The sequence below is a fragment of the Paraburkholderia nodosa genome (assembly GCF_001718195.1).
GTDB lineage: Bacteria > Pseudomonadota > Gammaproteobacteria > Burkholderiales > Burkholderiaceae > Paraburkholderia > Paraburkholderia nodosa_A.
In genome coordinates, this window is record NZ_MCNV01000036.1 from 1 (window position 1) to 16,939 (window position 16,939).

16 protein-coding genes are annotated in these 16,939 nt (G+C 60.2%); 7 read left to right on the forward strand and 9 right to left on the reverse strand.

Annotated elements, in window-relative coordinates; all coding sequences use genetic code 11:
• Both BFD71_RS34780 and BFD71_RS34785 read right to left on the reverse strand, forming a co-directional pair.
• On the reverse strand, window positions 1–581 hold a 581-nt coding region (locus BFD71_RS34780; protein ID WP_256095041.1), incomplete at its 3' end, for an acyl-CoA dehydrogenase family protein.
• A 302-nt stretch (window positions 582–883) separates the two neighbouring features.
• Window positions 884–2,176, reverse strand: a complete 1,293-nt coding sequence (locus tag BFD71_RS34785) for an NAD(P)/FAD-dependent oxidoreductase (protein WP_069268757.1) — start codon at window positions 2,174–2,176, stop codon at window positions 884–886.
• 138 nt (window positions 2,177–2,314) lie between these two features.
• Here BFD71_RS34785 and BFD71_RS34790 point away from each other — a divergent pair, with 138 nt between their 5' ends.
• A complete protein-coding gene (locus BFD71_RS34790; protein ID WP_069268758.1) occupies window positions 2,315–2,986 on the forward strand; it encodes a TetR/AcrR family transcriptional regulator in 672 nt (223 codons plus the stop codon).
• A gap of 353 nt (window positions 2,987–3,339) precedes the next feature.
• Complete coding sequence (locus BFD71_RS34795) at window positions 3,340–4,125, forward strand: CerR family C-terminal domain-containing protein (protein WP_069268759.1); 786 nt, start codon at window positions 3,340–3,342, stop codon at window positions 4,123–4,125.
• Here BFD71_RS34795 and BFD71_RS39730 read toward each other — a convergent pair.
• The 7 genes from BFD71_RS39730 to BFD71_RS34825 form a co-directional block, all read right to left on the reverse strand.
• Entirely contained in the window at window positions 4,049–4,657 is a 609-nt protein-coding gene (locus BFD71_RS39730; RefSeq protein ID WP_083245638.1) for a TetR family transcriptional regulator, read from the reverse strand. The two genes, BFD71_RS34795 and BFD71_RS39730, sit on opposite strands and share 77 nt — an antisense overlap.
• 87 nt (window positions 4,658–4,744) lie before the next feature.
• Window positions 4,745–5,554 (reverse strand): SDR family oxidoreductase, encoded by an 810-nt coding sequence (locus BFD71_RS34800; protein ID WP_069268760.1) that lies wholly within the window; start codon window positions 5,552–5,554, stop codon window positions 4,745–4,747.
• A gap of 96 nt (window positions 5,555–5,650) precedes the next feature.
• The gene (gene panC, locus BFD71_RS34805; protein ID WP_069268761.1) at window positions 5,651–6,487 is read right to left on the reverse strand and encodes a pantoate--beta-alanine ligase; all 837 of its coding nucleotides are present in this window, start codon (window positions 6,485–6,487) and stop codon (window positions 5,651–5,653) included.
• Between the two features lie 36 nt (window positions 6,488–6,523).
• Window positions 6,524–8,194 carry an electron transfer flavoprotein-ubiquinone oxidoreductase gene (locus tag BFD71_RS34810; RefSeq protein ID WP_069268762.1) on the reverse strand — a complete coding sequence of 557 codons (1,671 nt, stop codon included), beginning with the start codon at window positions 8,192–8,194 and terminating at the stop codon, window positions 6,524–6,526.
• 354 nt (window positions 8,195–8,548) lie between these two features.
• Window positions 8,549–8,926 carry a hypothetical protein gene (locus BFD71_RS34815; protein WP_069268763.1) on the reverse strand — a complete coding sequence of 126 codons (378 nt, stop codon included), beginning with the start codon at window positions 8,924–8,926 and terminating at the stop codon, window positions 8,549–8,551.
• 71 nt (window positions 8,927–8,997) lie between these two features.
• Window positions 8,998–9,816 carry an SDR family NAD(P)-dependent oxidoreductase gene (locus tag BFD71_RS34820; protein ID WP_069268764.1) on the reverse strand — a complete coding sequence of 273 codons (819 nt, stop codon included), beginning with the start codon at window positions 9,814–9,816 and terminating at the stop codon, window positions 8,998–9,000.
• Between the two features lie 143 nt (window positions 9,817–9,959).
• Window positions 9,960–11,102: a phosphotransferase gene (locus BFD71_RS34825; protein ID WP_256095042.1), complete on the reverse strand. Its 1,143-nt coding sequence runs from the start codon at window positions 11,100–11,102 to the stop codon at window positions 9,960–9,962.
• A gap of 122 nt (window positions 11,103–11,224) precedes the next feature.
• Between BFD71_RS34825 and BFD71_RS34830 the strand changes: the two genes are divergently transcribed.
• The 5 genes from BFD71_RS34830 to BFD71_RS34850 all read left to right on the forward strand — a co-directional run bounded on the left by BFD71_RS34830 (window position 11,225) and on the right by BFD71_RS34850 (window position 16,931).
• On the forward strand, window positions 11,225–11,722 hold the full coding sequence (locus tag BFD71_RS34830; protein WP_069268766.1) for a MarR family winged helix-turn-helix transcriptional regulator: 498 nt from the start codon (window positions 11,225–11,227) through the stop codon (window positions 11,720–11,722).
• Window positions 11,723–11,800: 78 nt separating this feature from the next.
• Window positions 11,801–13,261 carry an acyl-CoA reductase gene (locus BFD71_RS34835; RefSeq protein WP_069268767.1) on the forward strand — a complete coding sequence of 487 codons (1,461 nt, stop codon included), beginning with the start codon at window positions 11,801–11,803 and terminating at the stop codon, window positions 13,259–13,261.
• Complete coding sequence (locus tag BFD71_RS34840; protein WP_069268768.1) at window positions 13,261–14,646, forward strand: hypothetical protein; 1,386 nt, start codon at window positions 13,261–13,263, stop codon at window positions 14,644–14,646. Before BFD71_RS34835 ends, BFD71_RS34840 begins: the two co-directional genes overlap by 1 nt.
• 37 nt (window positions 14,647–14,683) lie before the next feature.
• Window positions 14,684–15,535: an oxidoreductase gene (locus tag BFD71_RS34845; RefSeq protein WP_069268769.1), complete on the forward strand. Its 852-nt coding sequence runs from the start codon at window positions 14,684–14,686 to the stop codon at window positions 15,533–15,535.
• Window positions 15,525–16,931 carry a hypothetical protein gene (locus BFD71_RS34850; RefSeq protein ID WP_256095043.1) on the forward strand — a complete coding sequence of 469 codons (1,407 nt, stop codon included), beginning with the start codon at window positions 15,525–15,527 and terminating at the stop codon, window positions 16,929–16,931. Before BFD71_RS34845 ends, BFD71_RS34850 begins: the two co-directional genes overlap by 11 nt.
• The last annotated feature ends 8 nt before the right edge of the window (window positions 16,932–16,939 follow it).

Sequence of the window (16,939 nt, forward strand, 5' to 3'; positions counted from 1 at the left end):
GCGCGCACGGCCGCGATCACGTCTTCGCCCGTGTCGTCGCGGCGCGCAAACACGTCGATCCAGTCAGCGAAGATGCTGCCCGTGCTGTAGTACTTCTCTCCGTTCACCACCCAGCGTGCGCCATCACGTGACACGCGCGTGATCACGTCGCCGATCGCCACGCTGCCGACTTCGGTCCAGGCGTTTCCCACCAGTTCGCCGTCGACAAATCGCCTGAACCAGACGTCGCGCGCCGGGCCTGGCTCCGCGTTGAGCCGGTCCTCGACGAACGCGAAGTGGCCGCGCAGTGCCTGCGGCAGATTCGAATCCGCCTCGGCCAGTTCGATCAGCAGCTGAATCAGTTGCGGCAGCGAAGCCCCCGCACCGCCGTGCTCGACCGGCACGCGAACGGCGCCGAATCCGGCGGCCTTGAGCCATTCGATCTGCTCATAAGGCAGACTGCGATCGCGCTCACGCTCGAGCACGCCCTCTGCGATGCGGGCGAAAACGGGCCGAAAACGTGAAGCGAGACGCTCGTAATCCGTACCGGGAGAAAGAACGGGAGCAAGTGCCACCGTGCTGGCGAGATTCAATGCGGTCATAGGGGCTCCAGGTACCGGCTTGATGGGCGGCCCATGTTCGGGCCTCGTTCCTTACCGATAAAGCAGAAGCCATGCCAATCGTTGGCCGGGGATCAGGTGTGCGCAGGTCGGGAAAACCGCATGCGTGTTGCTGGTTCAGCAACAGCATGCTGCTGATTCACTGCTGGATTTGCAGCGATGCCTGAGCGATCTTGTGATGCCCGGACTGGTCACTGGCGTCATCGCTGCCCCCCTGTTTCGCGACAGTGCGCTGCCGTGCAATCGGCCATCACACATTTATCCAGTCGAGAGTGGCGTGGCGTTCAGGTCAGCCGTATCTTCGGCTGCACGAGGCCGTTGATCTGCTCGGCGGTCCACAGCATCATGGCCTTGCCAAAACCGTGCAAAGCCTGCTGATGTTGCCGGTAGAGCATGGCATGACTGAGCTGCGCGAATCGGCCCTTAATGAATCCGCCTCGGAAGAACCCGAACTGCCCGAGCGTCCCAAAGGCGTTGTAGTCGCTCAGCGATACCAGCGCGCCGAAGTCGTGAAATGCAAAGTCGGGCAACGAGCCGCCGCCGAGCCAGCCCGGCAAGTGCCTGGCGAGATGTTGTGCCTGCTGCGTGGCGACTTGCGCCGTGGGTACGAGAGGACGTTCATTGCCGGCGAGCGTCAACGTGGAGCAATCGCCGAGCGCGAATAGTGTGTCGTCGTCCTGCGCCTGCAGGGTTGGCCTGACGGCGATCTGATTGGAACGATTGATCTCGATCCCATCCAGTTTGCCTGGAAAATCAGGGGCCTTCACGCCCGCCGCCCACACCATCAAATCCGCCGGTTGGTGGCTGCCATCGCCCAACCGGAGTCCATCGGGTTCGGCGGCGATCACTCGCGTGCCCGTTCGCACCTTGAAACCAATATGCCGTAACTGTGCCTCACTGGACTCCGACACCGCCGGCGGAAACGCCGCCAGTACCCGCGGTGCGCTTTCATAAAGGGTGAGGTTCAGACGTGAGCGGATGCCGGGGTCGCCGTAACTCGACGCCACTTCGAGCAAGCGGCTCAATTCTGCTGCCAGTTCGACGCCAGTCGCTCCAGCGCCGACGATCGACACGCGCAACGCGCTATTCGTCACAACACTCTGGAATATGCGGATTCGCAATGCTTCGTTGAAGATTTCAGCCTGAGCCTGGCTGTCAATGAAATGACAATGATCGAGGACGCCTGGGGTGCCGAAGTCGTTGGCGCGACTGCCCAGCGCAAGAATCAGTACGTCGTATTCGACGGTGCGCGGACCGATCACAATTTCACCCGACTTCGAACGCAGCGCAGCCAGCTTTATGATGCGCGCATTGCGGTCCAGGCCTTCCATCTCGCCTGGCTGATAGTTGAAGCCGTGGTCGCGAGCGTGGGCGAGATAGATGACCTGCTGTTGCTGGACATCGCGCGTGCCGGCCGCGATCGTGTGCAGCATGGGCTTCCAGATGTGGGTTGCGCTTTTGTCGATCAACGTGACCTGAGCGCGGCCGCTGCGCCCAAGCGTGTTGCCCAGCCTGGTCGCAAGCAGAAGTCCAGCGATACCGCCACCGACGATGACGATCCGGGTGGTCTGGCGCATGATTAAATATTCTACGAGTGATGAATAAATGCGATACTAAGATTTCGAAGGGTTCATGTCAAACCGGTGCCGCTGCTATTCGCGGTGCGGCACCCGCTAAAATTCTGAGCTTTCCTTGAACACGACCTGTCGTCGCCGATGAAACACGCTCACGATCAAACCCCGTCCGCCACGACGACTTCCACGCCCCGTCGGTCGCGCGGCCGTCCAGCGTGCAGCGACGCGGGCGGCGCCGACGCATTGCTTCGCAGCGCCCGAGGGGCATTCGCGAGGAGCGGCTATGAGGCGACTAGCGTGCGGGAAATCGCCAGGGCATCGGGTGTCGACCCCGCGCTGGTCGCGCATCACTACGGCTCGAAGGAAGCGCTTTGGATTGCCGTGGTGGACCAGATTGCCGACGAAGTGGCTCCCATGGTCGCGAAGACCGCCGCATTGCGGGAGATAACAGGTCCAGGACCGCGAGCGCGCGTCGAGGGTGCCGTGTCGATCCTGATCGATCAGGTGTTTCTGACGCCAGACGTTGGCATGTTTTTTTCGACTGCCGCAACTGAAACTGGAGAGCGCCTTAACCTGCTGATCGAACGGGTGGTGCGGCCGTTTCATGACGTGTTCGTGCCGTTGCTCATCGATGCGATCGACGCAGGTGAGATTTCGCGGCAAGATCCCGACATCCTGTTTACGATGCTCGCCAATGGCATCAGCAAGACTGTCGCCTATAGCCATGTACTGAGTCCGTTCTCTTCCTTACCGCGGCGTCCCAAGGCATTCAAACGCGCCGTTCTGACGACGGCTTTAGCCATGCTTGGCTGAACCGCTGCGCCCGTGACGCTCCGCTCACAAATCTGCCGCAAAGCGATCCTTCAGATATTGTGGGTGAGCGACCGGGTTGGGACGGCGAATTTGGGAAAAGCCAACGGGGTCGAGATTTGCCCTAAGTGCGATTATGCGTATGTCGTTCTAATATTACAATATCGCAAATCCGCTCAAACCAGGTGCAGAATGGCCGGGTTGCTTAACCGGTTACATCATTGCGGTTGGAATATGCGTACCGTCATTGGAATTCATTCAGATCGACTTGTCGGAGGTTGTTGCCCACGGCCAATTGCCAACGGAGCAAGCCGATTCACTTCCCGCTCCTTTTACAAGACTGATAACTTGTGGCAATGACCAAGAGTCGAGGGCGTTCCGGAACAGCGACTGGCTATGTATGCGGCAATGAAACGCGATCTCGAATCATTGCTGCAGCACTCACGCTTTTCGGTTTGCGCGGATTTGAAGGAGCCTCGACGCGAGACATAGCGGAGCTAGCAGGTGTCAATCCACCCGCATTGCGCTACTACTTTTCGAACAAGGAAGGCGTGTATCTGGCGTGTGTCGATCACATCGCCACCACGATTTCTGATCATCTCGCCAGCCCCGTCGACGCGGCACGGGCCGTACTTGATAAAGACGGGGACGACGATCAATTAATCCGCGCGTTCCGTGAAATCCAGAAACATCTTGCTCAATACCTGTTCACCTCGGCTGAGCCCGATAGCTGGAGGCTCTTCATGGCGCGGGAACAGGCGGGCCTGGGACCCCAGTTTCCCGAGGCTCAATTGCGGGATCGTCTTCAGACGCGCCTGATACCTGTGTGCAGCGAAATAGTTGCCCGCCTGATGGGCAGAGATGCCGGCGACGAGGAGGCTTTATTGCGCGCCCTAACCATTACCGGCCAACTCATAGCAATTCACCTCACACGGCGATCGATGATGCTTTCTCTAGGGTGGGAATCCATCGATACACATCGGCTCGGCTGGATCACATCGATCGTTGACCGGCAAACGGCTCTGCTGCTCGAAGAAGTAGTGAGAGAACGGCCCGCCAGGATTGTCAGAGCAGGGGCGAAAGCGCCCTTCCCACAACAGCCGACGCAAGGGCTTGCTCCGCGCCCTGATGCGATGACATAAGCAAACTCAGGTGAAAGCAACCCGTCAATAGTGAGTGAATGTATATCGCTTCCACAGCGTAGTCGACATGATCAGTCGCCACACGATTTGCCGCTGCGAGCCTTAGCGCAGACTCGATAGATGACTGCGCGATTCGCGCAGCTTCCCCCAGCGTCGATGTGGAAACAACGGTATCTCCTTCAGATTTTGCTGTGGAGAATGCGATGGAGTACAGGCGCCGTTGTGTGCCGGAGTGAAGGACGTCGGCCAATCTCCTCTCAAGTTTTGAACGCAAGGCGCCAAGCGTTGCCCCATTAGACTTCTCGGGCGGAATTGTGAACGGGTCCAGAGGCAAAGCTGATCGCTCGAACAAAGCCGTCACGAGGGCCCATTTGTTTGAGAAGTGACCATAGATTGCGCCTCTGGTCATACCAGCCGCGTGAGCGATGTCTTCAAGAGACGTAGCACTGACGCCACGTTCAAAAAATAAAATCTCCGCGCTGTCGAGGATCTTTTCGCGCGTTACGAGTCCCTGTACTTTTCGCTTCATCATGTCCCCTCGGCCTTCCACGCGTTCTCTTGTCGCGCTGCACCTGATCCGCCCTGTTCGCCGCGAGATGTGAGGTCTTGTCCCGCGCGCCTACCCAATATTCGCGAACATCACGTCGCGCTGGCTGGATACAAGATGTTGACCTCCGTCGACGACCAAGGTCGTCCCGGTCACTCCACGTGCCTCGGCAAGATAGACGGCTGCATCGACGATGTCTTCAAGCCGCGACCCGCGCCGAAGCGGGGTCATTCGGTGAGCCGCCTCAAACTGCTCTTGCGTTTGATCGCCGGAGACAAGCGTAAGTCCGGGAGCCAGGCCGAGCACTCTGACCTTTGGCGCTAGCGCCTGCGCAAGCGCTATCGTTGCATTCGCCAACGCTGCTTTCGTTAAGGTATAGGAGATGTAGTCTGGATTCATGTTGTAAAGCTTCTGGTCCAGAACGTTGACAACAACGCCTCGCTGCGCCTCGTCGGCAACTGCACAGTCCGGTATCGCGTCGTAGAGGCCGCGTGCCAAAGCCAGCGGCGCAGCGACGTTGATCTTCATGAGCGCCAGCAGGAGATCGTAGGTAAAAGTCTGTGCCGTATCTTCCTCGAACCGCGACGCGCAATTCAGGACGCAATCGAGACGTCCGAATGCTTGCACACACGCGGGTACAAGCTGCCTCACCTGTTCCTCTTTCGAAAGATCCGCGCAAAGGGAAATTGCCCTTCCGCCTCGCACCGCGATCTGATCGACAACCTCTTGCGCTTCGCGTTTCGACTCGTGATAGTGCAAGGCAACGTCCCATCCTCGCGCGGCAAAGCCAAGGGCGAGCGCGCGACCGATTCGCCGGCCCGCTCCGGTCACAAGCACCGATCGCCTACGAGAGCCGCCGTCGTGAATTGCTGGTTCAGTCATAACGAAACGCCAATGTCAGGCAGGCGCAGTGTGCGCCTTTGAGTTGCGCTCTCGCCCTACCCTCCAGTCACCGTGGCAAGGCATAGCATCAAGGGTTCAAATCTCAAGATTGTCAATAAGGCGTGTACTGCCGAGGCGCGCTGCCGCCAGCACGACCAGCTTTCGATCGACGACATCCTGCTCCATTGGAGAGCGCAAGTCCGCCTGCTTTCGAACCGAGATGTAGTCGGGTTTCCAGCCGCGATCGACCAGCGTTGAGAACACGCGCCGTTCGATTCGCTGGATATCCTGTCGACCGCTCAAAATGTCCTCGCGCGCGCCGTTGAGGAGCCGATATAGCGTGGGGGCCTCCACGCGTTGCTCCGGCGTCAGGAAGCGATTGCGAGAGGACAGCGCAAGTCCGTCGATGTCGCGGATGGTGTCGCCGGCCACGACCTCCGTGGGCATTGCGAACTGTTTGCACATTTCCCGAACTATCATCAATTGTTGATAGTCCTTTTTTCCAAACACTGTCACGCGCGGCTGCGCGCATAACAGCAACTTCATTACGACCGTGCAAACGCCTTGAAAGAAGCCCGGCCGGAACTCCCCCTCTAGCATGTCGCCAAGCCCACCTGGAGGCTGCACGCGATATTCTTGCGGCTGCGGATAGAGGTCCCGTTCCGTAGGGGCGAAGACGACGTAGACACTCTCCTTCTGAAGCTTCTCCAGGTCCGCCTCAAGCGTTCTCGGATAACGCTCGAAATCCTCACCCGGTCCAAACTGCAGCGGATTCACGAAAATGCTGGTAATGACGGGATCTCCATGCTGTCGTGCGAGACGAATCAGCGACAGATGTCCTTCGTGCAGATTGCCCATTGTCGGCACGAATGCCGTGCGGTTTTGCCCGCGCAATTGAGCTCGCAGTTCCTCGACAGACCGAATCAGTTTCATGCTGGATCTTGCCTCTGAGACTTAACCACGTACTGCTTACATGTTCGGATAGTTCGGGCCGCCGCCGCCTTCGGGCGTGACCCACACGATGTTCTGCGTCGGGTCCTTGATATCGCAGGTCTTGCAGTGCACGCAGTTCTGCGCGTTGATCTGCAGACGATCTTCTTCCTGATCGTCTTTTACGAACTCGTACACGCCTGCGGGACAGAAGCGCGCCTCTGGGCCTGCATACGTCGCGAGGTTGATGCCGACCGGCACCGTCATGTCCTTGAGCGTGAGGTGCGCGGGCTGGTTCTCTTCGTGGTTCGTGTTCGAGATGAACACCGAGGAGAGCCGGTCGAACGTGAGCTTGCCATCGGGCTTCGGATACTCGATCGGCTTGCACTGCGAAGCGGGCTTGAGCATCTCGTGGTCGCGATGCTGGTGATGCAGCGTCCACGGCACGTTGCCGCCCAGCAGCTTCTGCTCGATGCCCACCATCAGCGTGCCCAGGTACAGGCCCTTGCTCATCCACTGCTTGAAGTTGCGCGCCCTGTACAGCTCCGTGTGGAGCCACGACTGCTTGAACGCTTCCGGATACGCCGCGAGTTCATCGTTCTGGCGGCCCGCCTGCACGGCTTCGAACGCCGCATCCGCAGCCAGCATGCCGGTCTTGATCGCCGCGTGGCTGCCCTTGATGCGCGAGGCGTTCAGGAAGCCCGCGTCGTCGCCCACGAGCGCGCCGCCCGGGAACACGAGCTTGGGCAGCGACATCAGGCCGCCCGCCGTGATCGCGCGTGCGCCATACGACACGCGCTTGCCGCCTTCGAGGTACTTGCGGATTTCCGGGTGCGTCTTGTAACGCTGGAACTCCTCGAACGGCGAGAGATACGGGTTCTGGTACGCAAGACCGACGACAAAGCCCACCATCACCTGGTTGTTGTCGATGTGGTACAGGAACGAGCCGCCGTACGTATCGGATTCGAGCGGCCAGCCGGCGGTGTGGATCACGAGGCCGGGCTGGTGCTTCGAGGGATCGATCTCCCACAGTTCCTTGATGCCGATGCCGTAGACCTGCGGGTCCGAGTCCTTGCCCAGCTTGAACTTCTCGTTCAGTTGACGGCCCAGGTGCCCGCGGCAGCCTTCGCAGAACAGCGTGTACTTGGCGTGCAGCTCCATGCCGAGCTGGAAGTTTTCGGTGGGCTCGCCGTCCTTGCCCACACCCATGTTGCCGGTGGCGACGCCCTTGACCGAGCCGTCGTCGTTGTAGAGCACCTCGGCAGCCGGAAAGCCGGGGAAGATTTCGACGCCCAGGGCTTCGGCCTGCTGGCCCAGCCAGCGCGTGACGTTGGCGAGGCTGATGACGTAGTTGCCGTGGTTCTTGAAGTTGTCGGGCAGCGCCCAGTTCGGCACAGCCGTAGCCCCCGTTTCGGAAAGAAAAAGGAACTTGTCCTCGGTCACGGGCACGTTCAGCGGTGCGCCTTGCTCTTTCCAGTCTGGCATCAGCTCGTTCAGCGCGCGCGGATCCATGACCGCGCCCGAGAGGATATGCGCCCCGATTTCCGAGCCTTTCTCCAGCACGCAGACGCCGATCTCAGCGCCTTTCTCCGCGGCCAGCTGCTTCAGGCGGATCGCGGCAGACAGCCCGGCTGGGCCGCCACCGACGATCACCACGTCGTATTCCATCGACTCGCGTGGGCCATGCACTTGCTGATTCCCCTCCCCCATCCCCGCTCTCTCCCTGGCCTCGTAACGTCGCCATGCTCGTTGGACTCTCGCCCGTCGAGGGCGCCATCAACACGGGAATCGCTTCCAGCATCTCCCGTAGGTGACAGCGAGGAGTATATATAAATGAATGTCGTATAACAATATGAACGATGGCGAGGGTGAATGCGGCTCAGAGCGGCGACCACTGAAACATCTCAAGGGGACCCGATGTGTGGAGAATGTTCTCCAGGAATTTGCGCGCTCGCGGCTTTATTCGCACGAGAACTCGGCGTCCGTCCGCAGGTCCGGCGTTCGCTTCACAAGGCCCAACTGCTCCGACGTTTGCGCGCTTCGCGATGCCGCCAAGTGTCGTTGTCAGAGGCGTCTGAAGCTGCGTCGGCGACTGTATATACGTGGCCCTGAAACCACCGGTTGGTCCGGCAGCGACAACTCGGCAGCCAGAACGCCCTGGCTTGCAGCTGCCTCTTTGAGCGCCCGGTCGATGTGCGTCGACAGTCGAAGCAGTCGTTGCCCGATAAGATAGACGCTCGCGTCTTCGGCTGGCCGCTCGCGCGCCCACGCGGTGGCCTGTGCGTCGTCTGCTTCAGGGATCGCCGGTGTATGCAACGCGGTGCACCCCGCGAGGAATTGCGCTTCGGCATGCACGCGCTTCGAACAGTGCGCCTCCCCGTTGCCGTCCTGAACCACATCGACCCAGCGTGCCTCATCAAGTGCACTCAGGTGCCTGAGCAAACTCGCGCGATATGTTCAATTCGCGCGCGCAGCACAATAAACGGCGCACGCGCCGAGCGAGTGTGTCCCAACTACTGTCCAACGAGATCGTAAGCAGCAAGTGCCGCAATCTCCGTCACTCCGCCGTCCACCGGCAGGCATGTGCCGGTAATAAACCGCGACTCGTCGCTGGCGAGAAACAGCGCGGCAGACGCAACATCCCACGCGTCTCCTTCCAGCGGAAGTGGTGCGATCTTGCGGCGCCGCTCGCGCGCCTTCTCATTGAGCATGCTCTGCACCATGGGTGTAAAGATGTGCCCCGGCGCGATGGCGTTGGCACGCACATGTTCACGGCCGTACATCACCGCTAATTCGCGCGTGAACGCAACCATGCCTGCCTTCGATGAACCGTACGCGGCTGACCCGTGACTGCGTATGCCGGCAACCGAACTGATATTGACGATTGCCCCGCCTCCGCGCGCCACGATCTTTGGCACGGCACTGCGACTCATCAGGAATGTGCTCTTCAGGTTCACGTCCATCACGCGGTCCCACGACGCCTCGTCGATATCCTGCAACCGTCCCGGTGCGCCTGAAATTCCGACGTTATTCACGAGTATGTCCAGGCCACCATATCGCTCAACGGTCTCTTCGACGATTCGCGCGCACACGGCTGCGTCCGTGATGTCACCCGTACAGACGAACCCCTGACCGCCGGATTCGGTAATCAATGCGAGTGTCTCGGCAGCCCTTTCGTATTGCTGATCGACGAGGCATACGGATGCGCCCTCAGCCGCAAAAAGACAGGCAATAGCCTTTCCCGTGCCGTAACCTTGCCCGAGCGACCCCGCGCCAGTGACGATCGCGATCTTGCCGCTCAAACGCTGATAAAAAACTTTTGGAGAAGGCATGCTGTAGTCGAATGATGTAGTTGCTCGCCACTCAAAGTATTCGCGCGCTCCTGTGCCCTGTGCGGCTGTCCGTACGCGCGCTGGCGTCGGCATTTTCGACCAAGCTTAGTCTCACGAGGCCAATAATGCAACACATAGTTGCATTATTGGCCTTTGCGATCACCCGACCCTACTCTTGCGTGATCCACCAATGCCGCGCCAAAGCGCGCCGCGTAGGCTGTGTTCACCGCCTCCGTCTGGAAGCGAGTCTCGTTGATGGCGAAGATGAAATAGCCGTATGCGAGATCGCGTCGATAGTCTTCCCACGCTTCGTCGAACGAGGGTGCCTCGACTCCGCCAGTTGCCAATTGCGACAAGTAGTGCTCGAGCAGCGGCCGCTCCCACGCGCGACGGTCTTCGATATCGAGCGCGCAGCCTATGTGGTAGGCAACCTCCAGGCTCCACGGCGCCCGGCTTACCTGAGCATCGAAAAAGCCTGGTGTTCCGTCTGGCTCGACGAACAGGTTGCCCAGATGCGTGTCGCCATGAATGAGACACACGGGCTTTCCTTTGTGCTGGCTCGCAATGTCTGCGAGCGCTGCCACCATCCATTCACGATCGTGCAGGTACCGGCTCACGGCGGCCCCTCGCGGAAGCGAGACGTAGTGGGCCCACACATCCGGTTCCAGATAGCGATTCTGATATTCCAGCGACCAGTCGGAAAAACGCTCACCCACCCAATCAAAGCGGCCGCCCATTTCAAATTCGGCGCTGTTCCAGGTTTGCGCGTGATAGCGCGCCATGGCACTCAACCGCCGCTCCACCTCTTCGTAGCGTTGCGATCGCTGCGCCCTGCAAAAGCGAGCCTCGCGCTGCTCCAGGTCTTCCATCACGACGACAGATTGCCATCGATCGGGATCCGCGCCCGCATAAAAGCAGTTCGGCGCGTTCATATTTATGAATGGCAAAACGTCACGATAGAACCGCATTTCATTGCGGTACATGTCCTGCATTAACTCGCTGTGATCCTGAAAGCCACCTTTTACGATCATGCGCGAAGGCAGCGCCATCTCCCTGCCCACATCGTTGTACTCGAGCGCCACGCGCACTTTCGTCGACGTTCCAGGCAGCACGGCCAGGTGGTTGCACGAAGTCACTTCCACGCCCGCGAAGCGAAACGCGAGTGCCGACGTGAGCCACTCTGCGGTCACGCCTTCCACCGTGACCGGCAACGACATGTCACTCACCACAGCTAATGCAGACAAGATTTCCCCCTGGCGATTGAGATAGGCAAGCCGCGTGCGCATCGTCGCGCACAGAGTCGTTCGACCGCAACATGGGGAAAACCACACCTCGTCGAGCGTTGCATATTTTGAATGCCGTGCATATAGTTGCCTCCAGATGCAGATACTTTTTTGGCAGGCACCTGATGAATCTCCTTGACTCACCCACACTGGCCGATGACTTCGCCGGTGCCGCACCAGCAAGAATGCTCGCCCCGGAGGAATACCGAACCGAAGAGAGCGTGGCGTTCAAGATGAATCTGGTTCACCTTCTGCTGGGCAACGAAATCGACCGGAAGCTTGCCGCCAGCGGACTTTCCGCTCTCCAGTGGGGCATCCTGAAAGCGCTCTACGACGAGCGCGCACGCACGCCCACCGCTCTCTGCCGCATCCTTCTCGCGGACAGCAGCGCAATGACCCGGAAGCTCGATTCACTCGAAAAGCGCGGATTGATCGAGCGAATCCGAAGCATTTCCGATAGACGCAGCGTCGAACTCGCATTGACGGCAGACGGCCGTGGATTGCTGCGCGAGACCCTGCCGCACATCGTGGAAACGAGCAACCGCCAGCTTCACGGCTTCACGATGGACGAAGTCGCAACCGTCAAACGTCTTCTCGAGCGAATGATCGTCAACCTGAGCTGAACGGCTAGGTCCATGCCCGAATCGAGCGACGAGTCCGCAAAAGCTCAGTGCTTGACTCAATTGAAAAAGGAGCAGTTCATGGAGCACACCGAAACAACCACACGACCGGCCGAGACATCGACGCAAGCGTCGGATTTTGCGCCGCTGCCGGTTGCGCATGTCTATCGCGGCCGTATGATCACCGGAAACGCGATCAAGCACGTATCGCGAGATCTCGGTCAGGGTTTCTGCACGCCCAAAATCGAACTCGATGATCTCGTCTGGCCGCGTGCGGAGTCGGGTCCTGCGTTCGATGTGCCTGTCGCGCAGATTATTGATTTTCTCGTCGAGCTCGGTCCCCGCCTGCATCTCGACGTCAATCCGCTCATGCAGGCCGCACTCGAATCGATGATCAAGGTTAGTCCCCTGGGACGCCGGATCCTCGAAAACTGCTATCGGGACATACCTAACCTGTTTTTGCGCGAGGTAATCGAAGACGAGTTGCGTGTGAGCCTTGGCGACGCGAGGCTCGTCGACGGCTGGGTAGAACGCACGCTGCGCGGCCGCCCTAGCCGTCTGCGCGCCTTCCCGCCGAGGCTCGTTCATATTCTGGCGGGCAACTCACCGATGGTCGCGGCTATGACCGTCATGCGCGCCGCGCTGACGAAAGGTGTGCATCTGCTCAAGCTGCCGTCGAACGACCTGTTTACGGCCACCGCGATTCTGCGCACGATGGCCGAAATCGATCCGAACCATCCCGTCACGCAGTCCTTTTCCGCTGCCTACTGGCGCGGAGGCGACGAGAACGTCGAGTCCATTCTTTATCGCCCGCAGTACTTCGACAAGATCGTCGTTTGGGGCGGCGAGAGCGCGGTACGCCACGTCATGCGCTACGCCGGGCCGGGTCTGGAACTGGTTGCTTTTGATCCCAAGGTGTCGATCTCCCTGATCGGCCGCGAGGCCTTCAGCTCGAACGAGGTTCTGCGCGAGGTCGCGCGTGCGGGCGCCGCCGATGTGCTGTCGTTCAACCAGGATGCGTGCAACGCAAGCCGCTATCAGTTCATCGAAGGCGACGAAGACGACGCCGACCGCTACTGCGAGCAACTCGCGCTCGCACTCGGCGAGGACTACCGTTATGGCGATGGCCAGGGTCCGCTGGTGCCGAGCGACATTCGCGAAGCCGTCGACGTGCTGCGTGAAATGGAGCCGCTTTATCGCGTGTTCGGTGGCTACGACGGCAAGGGTCTCGTCGTGCGCTCGGACGAAATGGTTGACTTCCATCCGATCTGCAAGACGGTCAACGTCATTCCCGTGGGCAGCTTGCGCGACGGAGCGCGCTACGCGACTGTCGCGACGCAGACCGTCGGTATCTATCCGCCGCATCGGGTAATCGAGGTGCGCGACGCCCTTGCGTGCGCAGGCGTGCAGCGCATGGTCGCTTTGGGCGAATCGATTTCGGATGGCGTTGGCGGCTACCCCCATGACGGCATGTTTCCGATCCACCGATTCATGAAATGGATCTCGGAGGAATCGGGTCCGAACCAGCAGGAGACGCGATAATGCATGCCCTTTCCTCCCTCCTGCAATTCACGGATCTGCAGGACCCCTTTCGCAACGCGCCCGAGAACCTCCATACCGTGCAGCTGCAAGCCGTACGGGAGCGCTTCGCGCAGCGCCGTCAACAAATTCGCATTCTCGACAAACGGGCCAGCGAAGCCGGCGTCACGGAACTTCGCACGCTGGACGACGCTGTTCCGCTGTTATTCGCGGACGCCGTCTACAAGAGCTATCCCGATTCGTTCATCGAAAACGGCAAATGGCGTCACCTCACAGCATGGCTTCAGACCCTTACGACGAACAGGATCGATGGGCTCGACTACAGTAAGGTCGCCAATCTCGACGACTGGATCAACGAGTTGCGCCGCAACGGCCACTATGTGATGAGTTCGAGCGGCACCTCGGGGAAGCAGTCATTCATCTACCAGAGTGAAACCGACCGTGAGCTCGGCTGGCGCCTGCTCGACCAGGGTATTCGCTGGGCGGCAAGCGCCATGCGCGATCGGTCGCGCCGTTATCCCGCGTACCTTTTGACGCCCTCTTCCGGGTCCTACACCGGCACCGAGCGCATGGCGAAGTTCGCCGAGTCGATTGCGCTGCCTGGCGACATTCACTACATGTCGGACGTGCCACAAAGCGCCGCCCAGACCACACGCATGGCGCGCATGCGTCGAGCGATTGCGGACGGCACCGCGTTGCCCAGCGAAATCGAAGCCTTCCAGAACGAAAATCGTGAACGCACCGAGCGTGTGCAAGCCGACTTCCGGCACTTCATCGACGAGTTGCTCGAGCGGCGCCACGAACCGATGTTCATCATGGGCATGATGGGCATGCTCTACCAGATCGTAGCCACGGCGCGCGAACGAGGCATTCCCGACGGCGACTTCCACCCCGACACGATCATCAGTATCGGCGGCGGCAAGAAGGGTGCAAATTTGCCGGGAGATTTCCAGCAGCAGTGCGAACGCTTCTTCAATTTCAACGCGACCAATTTCAACGATGGATACGGCATGGGCGAAGTATCGGGGTTCTGCCCGTGGTTCCATGAAGCGAAGGCGTGGACGGTACCGCCGTGGCTCGTTCCTCTAGTGCTCGATTCCGCCGGCGAGCAGTTGCTGAATCCGCGTGACGGAAAAGGTGTCGTCGAAGGACGGCTTGCGATGATCGATCTGCTCGCCGACGGCCGCTGGGGCGGTGTCATCAGCGGGGACAAGGTCACCATGGAGTTCGGCCATGGCATCGACGGCGTGCGAACGCCCATCATACGCGACGTGGTGCGCTACAAGGATCTGCCCGGCGGCGACGACAAGCTTTCGTGTGCCGGAACGATCGACGCCTATGTCCGCGGAGAAATTGCGGATATGACCGAAGCCCGTATTGCCAATTGAGGCAATTCTTTTCAATATTACGTAGACCTACTCCACAATGACTGAGCAAACGACAAATCCGCCCGTGTGGTTCATCACGGGAGTCTCGTCCGGCTTCGGCCGGTCCCTGGCGGAAGCGGTCCTCGCACGCGGTGACAAGGTGGTGGGCACCGTGCGTAACGACACGCAGATAGCGCCGTTCGAGAATCTCGCGCCCGGGCGCGCCTACGGCGTGTTGCTCGACGTCACCGACGCCGCTTCGGTGCCCCGCGCCGTCGAGCAGGCCATTGGCCGGGCGGGCGCCATCGACGTTCTCGTGAACAATGCCGGCTACGGTCTGTTCGGCGCATTCGAAGAGGTTTCCGACAAGGAAGCGCGTCAGCTCTTCGATACCAACGTGTTCGGCACGGTCAACGTGATCCGCGCCGCACTGCCCCATTTTCGCGAGCGAAAGCGCGGGCATATCGTGAACTTTTCCTCGGTGGCCGGCGTGATCGGCATCGCGGGTTGCAGTTTCTATTGCGCGTCGAAACACGCGATCGAAGGGCTGTCCGAATCGCTCGCGCGAGAACTGAAGCCGTTTGGAATTCACGTGACCATCGTCGAACCCGGCGGTTTTCGCACGAATTTCGCGGGTGGCTCGCTGAAATGGAGCGAGATCGAATCGCCTTCCTACGCTGAAACGGTGGGCAAGATGCGCCAGATGATGGGTGGCTACCACGGCACACAGGCGGGAGATCCAGCCAAGGCCGCCGCCGCCGTCGTGCGCGCGGTGTCTGCGGAGGACCCGCCGTTGCGGTTGCCGCTCGGCCCGGATGCCGTCGACGTCGTCCGAAAGAAGCTCGCGTCCGTACAGGACAATCTTGAAGCGTGGCTCGACGTGTCGAGTTCCACTGACTTTGATCGCTAACGCTGCAGAAGCTCGTTGCCTGGGAGACGACATGTCCGCACTGGACTCATTTTATGCAATGCTTCGCGATAACGCCGATCCGTTCCGCAATCACCCTGAAAACCTTCGCGAGCTTCAACTCGCCGCCATGAAGGAGCGTTTCGCCGGGCGCCGCAACCAGATCAGGCTGCTGCGCCGCCGCGCGGACGATCTGGGCGTTGAAACCATCAACCGCCATGAGGACATGGTTCCTCTCCTGTTCGCGCATCAGATTTACAAGAGCTACCCCGAGCAATTCATCGACAACGGCCGCTGGAAGCATCTGGCGGCCTGGCTGCAGACGCTTTCCAGCACCCCGGTGAGCGAAGTGGATATGACGGGCGTGGAAGACGTCGACGCGTGGATGGGCCGGTTGCGCGAAGCGGGACACTACGTGTTCAGCTCGAGCGGCACATCAGGGAAATGCAGCTTCATCAACCAGACGCAAGCCGATCTCGAGAACGTCACCGAGTCGTGTGTGAAACTCGGCGTTCACGGTAACGAACTGATCCGCCGAGATTTTGGCAAGCGCCCGGTATTCCTGATGATGCCGCCTGCCGGCGCGCACCGTCACATTGAACCGGTACTCGGCGCTGCGAAACGACTTGGCGCCGAAAGCACGCTGATGTTCGACGAACCGGTGCTTGCTTCCGCCACGATCTCGATGGGCCGCATGCGTCGTGCAATCGCCGACGGCTCCGCCAAACCCAGTGAAGTCGCGGCTTTTCAGGAACATGCGGTGGCGCGCCAGCGCCATACTGGCGCGATGATCGACAGATTTCTCGACAAGCTGGTCACACAGCGCGACGTCCCCGTTCTCGTACAGGGCAACTGGTCGCTACACTGGACGCTCGTTGAGCGCGCCCGCCAGCGCGGCATCGCCGATGGAATCTGCCACCCCGACACGGTGATCACGACCGGCGGCGGATTGAAGGGCACCTCGGCACCCACCGACTATCGGGAGCAGATCATACGCTTCTATGGCATTCGCCCGGAGAACGTCCAGAACAGCTATGGCATGTCCGAAATGATCGGGACCGGCCCCTGGTCGGAGGTGGCACAGGGCTACGCAATCTGCCCCTGGATCGTTCCGTTCGTGCTCGACAAAGCCGGTGAGCAGCTACTGAATCCGTCGGATGGGCGCGGCATTGCCGAGGGCCGTTTCGCGTTTTTCGACCTGCTTGCCGAGGGATACTGGGGCGGCTTCATCACCGGCGACAAAGTCACGGTGGACTTCTCGCCGGCGGGGAACACCGACGGCCTCCAGGGACCACTGGTCAGGCGGGTCGGCCGCTATGCCGACCTCGAAGAAGGCGAAGACAAGCTCTCTTGCGCGGGCACGATGGAGTCGTATGTGCGTGGGATGATCAACGTTTGATTTCGGCC

Excerpts from the sequence above, each read along its gene's own strand:
- BFD71_RS34785 (WP_069268757.1), bottom strand. The coding sequence starts at position 2,176 with ATGCGCCAGACCACCCGGATCGTCATCGTCGGTGGCGGTATCGCTGGA.
- BFD71_RS34790 (WP_069268758.1), top strand. The coding sequence starts at position 2,315 with ATGAAACACGCTCACGATCAAACCCCGTCCGCCACGACGACTTCCACG.
- BFD71_RS34795 (WP_069268759.1), top strand. The coding sequence starts at position 3,340 with ATGACCAAGAGTCGAGGGCGTTCCGGAACAGCGACTGGCTATGTATGC.
- BFD71_RS39730 (WP_083245638.1), bottom strand. The coding sequence starts at position 4,657 with ATGATGAAGCGAAAAGTACAGGGACTCGTAACGCGCGAAAAGATCCTC.
- BFD71_RS34800 (WP_069268760.1), bottom strand. The coding sequence starts at position 5,554 with ATGACTGAACCAGCAATTCACGACGGCGGCTCTCGTAGGCGATCGGTG.
- panC (WP_069268761.1), bottom strand. The coding sequence starts at position 6,487 with ATGAAACTGATTCGGTCTGTCGAGGAACTGCGAGCTCAATTGCGCGGG.
- BFD71_RS34810 (WP_069268762.1), bottom strand. The coding sequence starts at position 8,194 with ATGGGGGAGGGGAATCAGCAAGTGCATGGCCCACGCGAGTCGATGGAA.
- BFD71_RS34820 (WP_069268764.1), bottom strand. The coding sequence starts at position 9,816 with ATGCCTTCTCCAAAAGTTTTTTATCAGCGTTTGAGCGGCAAGATCGCG.
- BFD71_RS34825 (WP_256095042.1), bottom strand. The coding sequence starts at position 11,102 with ATGCGCACGCGGCTTGCCTATCTCAATCGCCAGGGGGAAATCTTGTCT.
- BFD71_RS34830 (WP_069268766.1), top strand. The coding sequence starts at position 11,225 with ATGAATCTCCTTGACTCACCCACACTGGCCGATGACTTCGCCGGTGCC.
- BFD71_RS34835 (WP_069268767.1), top strand. The coding sequence starts at position 11,801 with ATGGAGCACACCGAAACAACCACACGACCGGCCGAGACATCGACGCAA.
- BFD71_RS34840 (WP_069268768.1), top strand. The coding sequence starts at position 13,261 with ATGCATGCCCTTTCCTCCCTCCTGCAATTCACGGATCTGCAGGACCCC.
- BFD71_RS34845 (WP_069268769.1), top strand. The coding sequence starts at position 14,684 with ATGACTGAGCAAACGACAAATCCGCCCGTGTGGTTCATCACGGGAGTC.